Genomic DNA, 12,176 nt, shown 5'->3' on the forward strand with positions numbered 1-12,176 from the left:
CCGGCGTTTGCCTGTAAATTGGGCCCGTTGGCCAATCGACTCCTGCCGCGAAATGCCCAGGGAGCACGAGGAAGCAACGCAACGGAAGCACCACCGTCCCGCGTTGTGATGTTTCCTTCCGTGCAACTGAATATTTCAAGGAGTGACGAATGGCTGGAAATACAGCGCTGACTGCCCCTCTGATACTGGCTCTGGTTTGCGGATTGATTGCGGTGGCCTATGGCATCTGGGCCCGGGGATGGATCCTGGCCAAGGACCCCGGCAACGCCCGCATGCAGGAGATCGCCGCCGCCATCCAGGCCGGCGCCGCCGCCTACCTCGCCCGCCAGTACAAGACCATCGCCATCGTCGGCGTGGTGCTGGCGGTTCTCATCGGCATCTTTCTGGACGGCACCACGGCCGTGGGCTTCGTGGTGGGCGCGGTGCTCTCGGGCGCCTGCGGCTTCATCGGCATGAACGTGTCGGTGCGCGCCAACGTGCGCACGGCGCAGGCCGCCACGCACGGCATCGGCCCGGCGCTGGACGTGGCGTTCCGTGGCGGCGCCATCACCGGCATGCTGGTGGTGGGGCTGGGGCTGCTGGGCGTCACGGGCTTTTACTGGTTCCTGGCGGGCAACGGCAACCTCACGCCCACGGCCAACCTGGCCAATCTGCTCAACCCGCTGATCGGCTTTGCGTTCGGCTCGTCGCTGATCTCGATCTTCGCGCGGCTCGGTGGCGGCATCTTCACCAAGGGCGCCGACGTGGGCGCCGACTTGGTGGGCAAGGTGGAGGCCGGCATCCCTGAAGACGACCCGCGCAACCCCGCCGTGATCGCCGACAACGTGGGCGACAACGTGGGCGACTGCGCCGGCATGGCGGCCGACCTGTTCGAGACCTATGCGGTGACGCTGATCGCCACCATGGTGCTGGGCGCGCTGCTGGTGGCGGCGGCTCCGGTCAATGCCGTGGTGTACCCGCTGGCGCTGGGCGCCGTGTCCATCGTGGCGTCCATCATCGGCTGCTTCTTCGTCAAGGCCTCGCCCGGCATGAAGAACGTGATGCCCGCGCTGTACAAGGGCCTGGCGATCGCGGGCGTGCTGTCGCTCATCGCCTTCTACTTCGTCACGATGTGGATCATGCCGGACAACGCCATCATGGCCAGCGGCAGCCAGATGCGCCTGTTTGGCGCCTGCTTCACCGGGCTGGCGCTGACGGCTGCGCTGGTGTGGATCACCGAGTTCTACACCGGCACGCAGTATTCGCCCGTGCAGCACATCGCGCAGGCCTCGACCACCGGGCACGGCACCAACATCATCGCGGGCCTGGGCGTGTCGATGCGATCCACCGCCTGGCCGGTGATCTTCGTGTGCCTGGCCATCCTCTCGGCCTACCAGCTCGCGGGCCTGTACGGCATTGCGGTGGCGGCCATGTCCATGCTGTCCATGGCGGGCATCGTGGTGGCGCTGGACGCCTACGGCCCCATCACCGACAACGCCGGCGGCATCGCCGAGATGGCAGAGCTGCCCAGCAGCGTGCGCGACATCACTGACCCGCTGGACGCCGTGGGCAACACCACCAAGGCCGTGACCAAGGGCTATGCGATCGGCTCGGCCGGCCTGGCCGCGCTGGTGCTGTTCGCCGACTACACGCACAAGCTGGAGAGCTACGGCCGCGCCATCACGTTCGACCTGTCCGACCCGCTGGTCATCGTGGGCCTGTTCATCGGCGGCCTGATCCCCTACCTGTTCGGCGCCATGGCCATGGAGGCCGTGGGCCGCGCGGCCGGCGCCGTGGTGGTGGAGGTGCGCCGCCAGTTCAACACCATCCCCGGCATCATGGACGGCACAGGCAAGCCCGAGTACGGCAAGGCCGTGGACATGCTGACCACCGCCGCCATCAAGGAGATGGTGATCCCCAGCCTGCTGCCCGTGGTCGTGCCCATCGTGGTGGGCCTGCTGCTGGGGCCCAAGGCGCTGGGCGGCTTGCTCATGGGCACCATCGTCACCGGCCTGTTCGTGGCCATCAGCATGTGCACCGGCGGTGGCGCCTGGGACAATGCCAAGAAATACATCGAGGACGGCCACCACGGCGGCAAGGGCAGCGAGGCCCACAAGGCCGCCGTGACCGGCGATACCGTGGGCGACCCCTACAAGGACACCGCCGGCCCGGCCATCAACCCGCTGATCAAGATCATCAACATCGTGGCGCTGCTGATCGTGCCGCTGGTGGTCAAGTTCCACGGCGGGTAGGTCGCCCGCGCCAGGCAGTCACCAGGCCTGACCCGCCTGGAATAGAGGGCAACCAGGGGCTTCGGCCCCTTTTTGCCGCGTACCATGATGGCTACCGGTATCTCTTCAGAGAAGATGGCCTTGAAACACACCGCATCGTCCGCCCCTGCCCCCTCCGACAGCCACGCCTCGCCGTACCAGCGCATCGTGCACGGCGTGGTGGCGGAGTCCAGGCACCTGATGGAGCGCGTCGCCGAGGCCGCGCGCATGTCCCTGCAGGCGCGCCTGGACACCGCCCGCACCCCCGGCGAGCACCATGCCATGCTGGAAGCACGGCAGCAGCTCTCGCGGCTGGCCTTCGTGATGAGCGAGCGCTATCCCGACGCGCTGCGCAAGGCGCTCGACCAGGAAACCACGCGCAAGGACGAAAAATCCTCGCGCTCCCTGTTCACCGTCCATTTCGATGAACTCGAACTGATGGACGAGTCGCAGATCAGCGAAAGCGTCGAGCGTGCCCGTGCCCGCCAGATCCTGATCTCCGCCGTCGAGGGGCCGCTGGCCGACCTGGACGCCCTGGTGTGCGCGGCGCAGGGGCTGCCGAAAGTGCTGCCCGACCAGAACCCCCTGCGCCCCGAGGTCTTCCTGCAGGCGCTGCAGGCCGTGGTGTCGCAGATGCAGGTCACGGACCAGGTGCGGCACGACTGGATGGGGCACCTGGCGCAGGCGCTGGGTACAGAGCTGCGCGGGCTGTACCTCGCCCAGACCGCGCAGCTGCGGCAAAGCGGCGTGCAGCCCGTGGGCTACGCCATGCGGCAGGCCGACGGCCAGGTCGTCTATGTCGCGCCGGCCGAGGGCGGCGCGTCCCCCGGCTTCGCCGCCGACACCGACCTGTCCGCCTCGGGGGGGGCTGCCGACCCGCTGCTCACGCTCGACCGCCTGCGCCGACTCCTGCTGGGCGAACTCAGCGACAAGCCCGCCCCGGTACCGGAGCACGGGCCTGCGCCCCAGGAGAACTTCGCCGAGCGGTTCGCGCGCGAGTTCGAGAACCCCGACCAGCTTCCGGCGCTCGATCCACCCCCCACGGATTTCGCCATCACCGTGCCCGCCGCCTTCGAGGCACTGCAGGAGATGAACCAGGTCGGCCACATGATGGAGCGCCTGGGAAACCAGCGCCCTCCGGCGGGCGGCGGCGAGGGAGCGAGCTCCGCGGCCACGCCGCGCCGGCACGCCAGCGGGCTCGGTCAGGCCCTGAGCATGGAGGTGGTCGCGCTGATGGTGGACAACATCGCGCGCGACAGCCGGCTGCTGTGGCCCGTGCAGCAGTTCGTGCGGGCGCTGGAGCCCGCGCTGATGCAGCTGGCGCTGGCCGACCCCCGTTTCTTCAGCCACAAGGAGCATTCCGCGCGCCGCCTGCTGCAGGACATCACCGACCGCAGCCTCGCCTTCAACAGCACCGAGGCGCCCGGTTTCCAGAGCTTCATGCGGTCGCTCATGAACATTGCGGGCCCGCTGGCCACGGCCACCATCGAGGGCCCCCACGATTTCGAGCAGGTGCTGCAGCAGCTGCACGCCAAATGGGAGCAGAAAGAGCAGGCGGGCAAGCAGGAGCGCTTGCGCGCCATCGAGGCGCTGCAGCACGCGGAGCAGCGCCACCTCCTGGCGGCCAAGATATCGCGCGACATCTGGCTGCTGCCCGACATCGGAAAGGTTCCCGACGCCATCTCCCGCTTCCTGCTCGGCCCCTGGGCCAAGGTCATGGCCGAGGCGCGCCTGGCCGACAAGACCGGCAGCACCGACCCGGGCCGCTACCAGGAAGTGGTGGAGGCGCTCATCTGGAGCGCGCAGCCCGAACTGACGCGCATGAACACGGGCCAGCTCGCGCGCCTGCTTCCCAAGCTGCTGGCCAAGCTGCGCGAGGGGCTGGCGTCCATCGACTACCCCCCGGACCGGACCGAGGCCGTCTTCGCGCTGCTGATGCAGCTGCACCAGCAGGCCTTCAAGCCCACGCCGAGGCCGGCCGCTGCGCCGCCCGCGCCCTGCGCACCGCCCGCCGAGGCGAAGGCGGCGGCGCCAGCGCAGCCCGCCCCCCTCGAGGACGAAGAGCCCTGGGTCGCGCCCTCCGAAGCCAGGGAGTCGGGCTTCATGGAATCCTCGCAGTCTCCCGAGTCCGAGAGGCCGGAGCCCGTGCCGGCGCCCGAGGCGGGCGAGGCGCCGGGCATCCCCCCGCTGGCCATCGGCAGCTGGGTGAACCTGCTGGTCGCAGGCAAGTGGGAGCGGACCCAGCTGTCGTGGATCGGCTCGAACGGAACCTTCTTCCTTTTCACCAGCGCCTCCGGCCACACCCAGTCGATGACCCTGCGGCTGGTGGACCGGCTCATCCAGCAAGGCGCCCTGCACGTGCTCTCCCAGCAGACCGTGGTGGACGGCGCGCTGGATGCCGTGGCCCAGATCGCCATGCGCAACAGCGTGGAGAGCAGGCTCTGATCTGCTCCTGAATCAAGAGCAGCTAAGGCATATTTCACAAGCGCTGAGGGCTTTCTTGCCTGCCACCGCGCGGCGAGCCGCGCCGTCCGGCCGCCCAAGGTCCCAAATATCGTGGCACGGCCTATCGTTCCCCTGATGGTCAAACGCCACGGCGGGTGATAGGCTCTCCACGTCCAGTCCAAGGCTTTGCGACATTCGAGAGATCGAGGGGATTTGTCAGGGCCTTAGCCCGCTTCGGCGGGCTTTTTTACGCCGGTGCCGCTCCAGCAGGCCTTTTTACACAGCCTCCCGCGCGGCGGGCAACGCAAGCACCACCCGCAGGCCGCCCAGGTCGGCCGGCTCCAGATCCAGCCGCCCGCCGTAGATGGCCGCCAGGTCCTGCACGATGGCAAGGCCCAGCCCCGTGCCTGGCACCGTCTCGTCCAGCCGCACGCCACGTTCCACAGCCTGCGCACGCTGCGCGGCACCGATGCCGGGGCCGTCATCCTCGACACTGACAACAACCTGTGGCTGCCGCCCGCCGAGGGCCTGCGCCTGCAGCCGCACGGTGGACTGCGCCCATTTGCAGGCGTTGTCCAACAGGTTGCCCAGCATTTCCTGCAGATCCTGCGCCTCGCCTGCAAAGAACAGCGGAGCATCGGGCAGCGCTACCCTGATGTCCAGGCCCCTCCCGGCATGCACCTTGTTCATGACACGCACCAGCCCGCCCACCACCGGCTCCAGCGCCGTGCGCTGGCCGGGCAGGCGCGCCGATGCGGCCAAGCGTGACCGTGCCAGGTGCCAGTCGATGTGGCGCCGCGCGACCCGCACCTGGTCGTGCACCAGCGCCGCCAGCGCGCCCCCATCATCGGATAGTGAAGCGCGCGCCGCGTTCTCCAGCACGGTCAGCGGTGTTTTCAAGGCGTGCGCCAGATTGCCCGCCTGGGTGCGCGCGCGTTCCACCACCTCGGCATTGCGGCCCAGAACGGCGTTGAAGTCATCCACCAGCGGCTGCACCTCGACAGGGAATGCGCCCTGCAGCTGGGTGGCCCGCGCCTGCTGCACATCCAGCAAACCCCGCTGCAGCGCCCGCAAGGGCTTGAGCCCCACCGCCACCTGGGCCCAGGCAGCCGCTGCCAGCAGCACCAGCAGCGCCGCCAGCGACAGCGCCAGCACGCGCGTGAAGCGCGCGGTGGCCGCCTGCGTGGCCTGCAGATCGGCCGCCACGATCAGGCGCCAGCGCGCCGTTTCCGCGCCCTCGGCACGCACCGAGCGCTCCAGCACCAGCAACGGCGCGCCCTGCGGGCCAGCCACTTCATGCACATGCACGGCGCCATCGGTCAGCGCATCCACCTGCAAGGCCAGGCTGGTGTCCCACAACGAGCGCGAACGCAGCACCCCGGCACGGCCGTGTCCATCGGGGGCCATGGCGTCCACCTGCCAGTACAGGCCGGAATAGGGTTTGAGCCAGCGCGGGTCCGACAGCGCCTGCGCAGCGATCGCCGGCCGGCCCTGGGCATCAAACTCCAGGCGCGCCGTGACCTGGTCCAGCTGCTGCAGGAGGGCCGCCTCGAACTGGCGCTGCACATGCTCGCGGAACAGCCCGCTGAGCACCACGCCAGCCAGCACCACGGCCACCGCTACCCCCGCCACCGTCACGGCCAACAGCCGAAACCGCAGGGAGCGCGACCAGTGCAGACCGCTCCAGCTCATGGCGGCACCAGGCGGTAGCCCATGCCACGCACCGTCTCGATACGCGCAGCGTGGACCGACAGCGAATGCAGCTTTTTTCGCAAGCGCCCCACAAAGACTTCGATGGTGTTGGAGTCCCGGTCAAAGTCCTGCGCGTAGATGTGTTCGGTCAGCTCGGCGCGCGATACCAGCACGCCGGGCCGGTGCATGAGGTAGGCGAGCACCTTGTACTCATGCGCCGTCAGCGCCACGGGCTGGCCCGCGCAGGTCACACGGCCACTGCGGGTGTCCAGCGACCAGTCGCCACACTGCAGCACCGCCGACGCCAGCCCGCTCGCGCGGCGGATGAGTGCACGCAGGCGCGCCAGCAGTTCTTCCTGGTGAAATGGTTTGGTCAGGTAATCATCGGCACCGGCGTCGATACCCGCCACCTTTTCGTGCCAGTTGTCCCGCGCGGTGAGGATCAGCACCGGCATGTTGCGCCCCTCGGCCCGCCAGCGTTTGAGCACCGTGAGCCCGTCCACCACCGGCAGGCCCAGGTCCAGCACCACGGCATCCACCGCCTCGGTGTCGCCCAGAAACTGCGCGTCGCGCCCGTTGTCGGCTTCATCCACGGTGTAGCCAGCGCCGTGCAGCGCCGTGCGCAACTGGGCGCGCAGCAACGTGTCGTCTTCTACCAGGAGGATGCGCATGGATGGCTAATTGCGAGGCCGCTCTTGCCGATGCTCTCGGCCGGTGCGTTGATCGTCGCGCGATTTGATGCGCAATACCTCGGCCGTTCGCGCATCCAGCTTGACCTTGGTCAACTGCCCCGCAGGTGTGAGCAGCTTGATCTCGTAAATCCAGCGATCCTGCTCCTGCTCCAGCTCCACTTCCAGCACCTGGCCGGGCACTTCGCGCTGCAGACGCTCCAGCACCACGGGCAACGGCAGCACCTGGCCCGCCTGCACGGCCTGCCGGGCGCGGTCGTGGTCTTCCTTGCCGCTGGCCAGAGCGTGTGGCGTAGCCAGCGCAGCGGCCCACAGCACACACGCCGCCACGTCCAGGCGCGCAACCCGGCAGCTTGTGGAGGCACAGTAGGGGATGGAAACCATGGGTGCATTGTCCTGTGCGGTGTCTGAACGGCCGATGAACAGCCCTTTCACGCCCCGTTCAGGCAGCCATTTCAACAATGGCTGCACACGAAACAACCCACAAGGACAACACAATGCCCGCCCTCCGCACCCTGGCACTGACTGCGCTCTGCGCAATGGCGGCCACCAACATCAGCCACGCCGCAGACACCACCGCCGCCCGGCAGCTCGCGCACTGGAGCGCACAGGCCGGCAGCCCGGGCCACGCCGACAAGGGCAAGGTGTTCTTCACCACCCGACATGGCGGCGAGTGGTCTTGCGCCTCGTGCCACGGCACGCCACCCACCACGCAGGGCAAACATGCCAGCACCGGCAAGTCGATCGCACCCCTGGCCCCCGCCTTCAACCCCAGGGCCTTCACCGACACGGCCAAGATCGACAAGTGGTTTCGCCGCAACTGCAACGACGTGCTGAGCCGCGAATGCACAGCGATCGAGAAGGCCGATGTGCTGGCCTACCTCAACGCTCTCAAGCCCTGAGGCCATCGCATCATGAAGAAATCTGTTCCCCTCCGCCCGGCGGCCATGGCCGCCGCCGTGTGCGCGCTGACCCTGCTGTCGCTCTCCAGCGCCCGTGCGGACGGCGGGAGGGCCATGCCCCGCAACATGCCCGCCGCCTACACGCAGGAATGCGCGGCCTGCCACACCGCCTACCCACCCGGTCTGCTGCCCGCCGCATCGTGGAACCGCGTGATGACGGGCCTCGACAAACACTACGGCACCGACGCATCGCTGGACGCGGCCGCCGTGCGCCAGCTCAACCAGTGGCTGCAGGCCCACGCAGGTACCTACAAGCGCGTGAACGAGGAGCCCACGGAGGACCGCATCACCCGCTCGACGTGGTTTGAACGCAAGCACCGAAGGATTGCCCCCGCCACCTGGAAGCTCGCCAGCGTGAAAAGCGCCGCCAACTGCGCGGCCTGCCACACGGGCGCGGACCAGGGGCGGTTTGACGAACACAACCTGCGCATGCCGGCGGGGCTCGATGCCCGATCGCGCCGCGCATGGAACGACTGACCGCCACGGACAGAAACCTTCGGCGTCCCCACCAGGAGAACACGATGAACAACACCCCGTCCCTTCACCCTGCCAGCACCACGGCGCAGCCAGCCCCTGCCAAGGCCTCCGGCCGCCGGGTGACCGATGCGCCCACGCGCATGTTCCACTGGCTGTTCGCACTGTGCTTTGCGGGGGCCTACGCCACGGCCGACGGTGAACACTGGCGGCTGCTGCACGTCACGCTGGGCTACACCATGGCGGGCCTGCTGGGCTTTCGCTTGCTGTACGGCATCTTCGGGCCACGCACATCGGGCCTGGGCCTGCTGTGGCGCAAGCTGGCGGGGGCCCCGGCATGGCTGCGCCCCCTGCCCCAGGCCACGTCGATCGCAGGGATCAACTGGCGCCAGGGCCAGAACCTGCTGATGGCGCTGGCCATCGTCTTGCTGCTGGCGCTGGTCGTGCCCCTCACGCTCAGCGGCTATGCCACGTACAACGACTGGGGCGAAGCGCTGGGTGGCGACTGGATAGAAGAAGTGCATGAGTTTGTTGGAAACGCCTTGCTCTTGGTGGTGCTGGCTCACATCGCACTGATTGCAGGCTTGAGCGTCCTGCGGCGCAAGAACCAGGCAATGCCCATGCTGACCGGCCGGGTGGAGGGCAAGGGGCCAGACCTGGTCCCCAAGAACCGTGCCTGGCTGGCCGCCCTGCTGCTGATCGCAGCCCTGGCCTTCGGCGCCTGGCAATGGCAGCAGTCACCCAGCGGCTGGACCGCCGGCAGCACATCTGCCCAGCGCCAGCAGTACCACGAGGACGACTGAGCCACGGCAACCACCACCGAAGGAAACCATCCCATGAAAATCTACATGTGCGTCGTCTGCGGGTGGATCCATGACGAAGCCGCTGGCAGGCCCGAAGACGGGTTGGCGCCCGGCACCTGCTGGGCCGACGTGCCTGAGGACTGGCGCTGCCCCGAGTGCAATGTCGGCAAAGCGGACTTTGTGATGTGCGAGGTGTGATGAAGGCGGATCGGGTGCGGCGCACTGCGCTGCGTCAGGGATGCAGACACCTGCACGCGGTATAACAGTTGCACCGTTGCAGCCCTCTGTACAACGCTGCCCCACGCCCCCATGCCCACCCCAGACTCCCCCACCGGCCTCGACCCGGCCCTGGCCGCCCAACGCCTGCGTGAAGAAGGCCCCAACGAACTGGGCATCAGCCAGCGCCGCACGCTGCGCGACATGGCCCGGGACGTGGTCACCGAGCCCATGTTCCTGCTGCTGCTGGGCGCAGGCGCCATCTACCTCGCCATGGGCGACGCGCACGAGGCGATGATCCTGCTGGGCTTTGTGGTCATCATCATGGCGATCACGGTGCTGCAGGAGCGCCGCACCGACAACGCGCTGAGCGCCCTGCGCGACCTCTCCAGCCCCCGCGCGCAGGCGCTGCGCGGCGGCACCCTGGTGCGCATTGCGGGCCGCGACGTGGTGCGCGAAGACCTGCTGATGATTGCCGAAGGCGACCGCATCCCTGCCGACGGCACGCTGCTGCAGGCCCACGAGCTGGCCACCAACGAATCGATGCTGACCGGTGAATCCGAGCCCGTGGCCAAGCAAACTGCCGACAAGGTGTTTGCGGGCACGCTGGTGGTCGGCGGCCAGGGCCTGGTTCGGGTCACGGCCGTGGGGCGCCACACCGAGCTGGGGCGCATTGGCCAGTCGCTCGACACCATTGCGCTGCAGGCCTCGCCGCTGCGCGAGGAAATGGCGCAACTCACGCACAAGCTGGTGCTCATCGGGCTGTCGCTGTGCGCGCTGCTGGTGGCCCTGTTCTGGGCGCTGCGCGGCGACGCGCTGCAGGCCGTGCTGGCGGGTATCACGCTGGCCATGGGCATCCTGCCGCAAGAGCTGCCCGTGATCATGATCGTCTTCCTCGCCCTGGCCGCGCGGCGGCTGGCGGCACAGCAGGTGCTGACGCGGCGGCTCAACGCCATCGAAACGCTGGGGCAGACCACCGTGCTGTGCGTGGACAAGACCGGCACCCTCACGCAAAACCGCATGGCCGTGGCGGCGCTGTGCATCGCCGGCCAAGAGCTGGATGTACAGAACCTGCGCGCAGCAGCAGGCGGCACGGCGCTGCCGGAGGTTTTCCACGAACTGCTGGAATACGCCGTGCTGGCCAGCGAGATCGAACCGCACGACCCGATGGAGCAGGCCTTTCACCGCATGGCGGGCGACCATCTGCTGGGCACTGATCATTTGCACCCCACATGGTCGCTGGCGCGCGAATACGAGCTGTCGCCCCGGCTGCTGGCCATGAGCCACCTGTGGCGCGACGGCACCTCGGCGCACGACACCGTGGCCACCAAGGGCGCGCCCGAAGCCGTGGCGGACCTCTGCCACCTGCCCGACGCCGAACGCGCCGCCGTCAGCGCCCAGGCCGCCCGCCTGGCCGACCGGGGCCTGCGGGTACTGGGCGTGGCCAAGGCCCGGCACCGCGCACAGGACACCTGGCCTGACATTCAGCACGACTTTGACTTTGAGTGGCTGGGCCTGGTGGCCCTGGCCGACCCGCTGCGCCCCGAGGTGCCCCAGGCCGTCACGCAATGCCGCCAGGCGGGTATCCGCGTGGTGATGATCACCGGCGACCACCCTCGCACCGCCCGCGCCATTGCGGCCCAGGCGGGCATTGCCCATGAGAGCGTGGTCACCGGCGATGAGCTGGCCCAGATGCCGCCACAGGTACTGGCCGACAAGGTACGGCAGGTCAGTGTGTTTGCCCGCATCAAGCCGCACCAGAAACTGGCGCTGGTCGAAGCCCTCAAGGCCCAGGGCGAGGTGGTGGCCATGACGGGCGACGGTGTGAACGACGCCCCGGCCCTCAAGGCCGCCCACATCGGCATCGCCATGGGACAGCGCGGCACCGACGTGGCGCGCGAGGCCGCAGCCCTGGTGCTGCTGCACGACGATTTCGCAGCCATCGTGTTGGCGATTCATCGGGGGCGGCAGACCTTTGCCAACCTGCGCCAGGCCATGGTCTACACGCTGGCGGTGCACGTGCCCATCATTGGCCTGGCGCTGCTGCCGGTGCTGCTCGGGCTGCCGCTGGTGCTGGCGCCGCTGCACATCGCGTTTCTGGAACTGGTCATCGACCCGGCCTGCTCGATCGTGTTCGAGGCCGAGGAAGGCGCTGCCGATCTCATGCAGCAGCCGCCGCGCGGGGCTGGCGAGCCCCTGCTCTCGGCACGCCACTTCCTGCTGAGCATGTTGCAAGGCAGCGTGGTGACCGCCGCCGTGGTGGGCCTGTATGCCTGGCTCCTGGGCCAGCCGGCACATGCCGCCACTGCCAGCACGGCCGCATTCGTGGTGCTGGTGGCTGCGAACGCAGCGCTCATCCTGCCCAGCCGCGGCAGCGACACCCCCGGCATCTTGAACTGGCGCAGCCTGTGGGCGGGCCTCACCCCCGTCAGCCTGTGGGTGTCGGGGGGCACGCTGGCGGCGCTGACCGCGATCACCACCGTGCCGGGGCTGGCCAGCGCTTTCAAGTTTGCGCCGCTATCGCCCCCGCACTGGTTCATGGCGCTGCTGGCCGGGCTGGCGCTGACGGCAGTGTTTGCGGCCAACAAGCGGTGGCTGCAGCCCGCGACACTGGAGCACAATCACCCGCCTGCTTGACACACCGCC

General features: G+C 68.7%; 10 protein-coding genes. 7 read left to right on the forward strand and 3 right to left on the reverse strand.

Going from position 1 to position 12,176, the window contains the following annotated elements; genetic code table 11:
- Positions 1-149: 149 nt before the first annotated feature.
- Complete coding sequence (locus ACAM51_RS03620) at positions 150-2,231, forward strand: sodium-translocating pyrophosphatase (protein ID WP_369642757.1); 2,082 nt, start codon at positions 150-152, stop codon at positions 2,229-2,231.
- Between the two features lie 114 nt (positions 2,232-2,345).
- Entirely contained in the window at positions 2,346-4,694 is a 2,349-nt protein-coding gene (locus tag ACAM51_RS03625) for a DUF1631 family protein (protein ID WP_369642758.1), read from the forward strand.
- A gap of 276 nt (positions 4,695-4,970) precedes the next feature.
- On the opposite strand, the gene ACAM51_RS03630 is transcribed toward ACAM51_RS03625, so the two are convergent.
- Genes ACAM51_RS03630 through ACAM51_RS03640 form a run of 3 tightly spaced genes read right to left on the reverse strand, consistent with a single transcriptional unit; the run spans position 4,971 to position 7,459 of the window.
- Complete coding sequence (locus ACAM51_RS03630) at positions 4,971-6,386, reverse strand: sensor histidine kinase (protein ID WP_369642759.1); 1,416 nt, start codon at positions 6,384-6,386, stop codon at positions 4,971-4,973.
- Positions 6,383-7,057, reverse strand: coding sequence for a response regulator transcription factor (locus ACAM51_RS03635; protein WP_218297611.1), 675 nt, complete (start codon positions 7,055-7,057; stop codon positions 6,383-6,385). The genes ACAM51_RS03630 and ACAM51_RS03635 overlap by 4 nt, the downstream gene beginning before the upstream one ends.
- 6 nt (positions 7,058-7,063) lie before the next feature.
- The gene (locus ACAM51_RS03640) at positions 7,064-7,459 is read right to left on the reverse strand and encodes a PepSY domain-containing protein (RefSeq protein ID WP_369642760.1); all 396 of its coding nucleotides are present in this window, start codon (positions 7,457-7,459) and stop codon (positions 7,064-7,066) included.
- Between the two features lie 113 nt (positions 7,460-7,572).
- Between ACAM51_RS03640 and ACAM51_RS03645 the strand changes: the two genes are divergently transcribed.
- The 5 genes from ACAM51_RS03645 (at position 7,573) to ACAM51_RS03665 (ending at position 12,167) form a co-directional block, all read left to right on the forward strand.
- On the forward strand, positions 7,573-7,977 hold the full coding sequence (locus tag ACAM51_RS03645; RefSeq protein WP_218297613.1) for a DUF1924 domain-containing protein: 405 nt from the start codon (positions 7,573-7,575) through the stop codon (positions 7,975-7,977).
- A gap of 12 nt (positions 7,978-7,989) precedes the next feature.
- Entirely contained in the window at positions 7,990-8,514 is a 525-nt protein-coding gene (locus ACAM51_RS03650; RefSeq protein ID WP_369642761.1) for a diheme cytochrome c, read from the forward strand.
- A 44-nt stretch (positions 8,515-8,558) separates the two neighbouring features.
- Positions 8,559-9,314: a cytochrome b/b6 domain-containing protein gene (locus ACAM51_RS03655; RefSeq protein ID WP_369642762.1), complete on the forward strand. Its 756-nt coding sequence runs from the start codon at positions 8,559-8,561 to the stop codon at positions 9,312-9,314.
- Positions 9,315-9,347: 33 nt separating this feature from the next.
- On the forward strand, positions 9,348-9,512 hold the full coding sequence (locus ACAM51_RS03660; RefSeq protein ID WP_369642763.1) for a rubredoxin: 165 nt from the start codon (positions 9,348-9,350) through the stop codon (positions 9,510-9,512).
- A 111-nt stretch (positions 9,513-9,623) separates the two neighbouring features.
- The gene (locus tag ACAM51_RS03665; RefSeq protein WP_369642764.1) at positions 9,624-12,167 is read left to right on the forward strand and encodes a cation-translocating P-type ATPase; all 2,544 of its coding nucleotides are present in this window, start codon (positions 9,624-9,626) and stop codon (positions 12,165-12,167) included.
- Positions 12,168-12,176 lie beyond the last annotated feature (9 nt).

Source organism: Acidovorax sp. A79, assembly GCF_041154505.1.
In the GTDB taxonomy this organism is placed as follows: domain Bacteria; phylum Pseudomonadota; class Gammaproteobacteria; order Burkholderiales; family Burkholderiaceae_C; genus Acidovorax.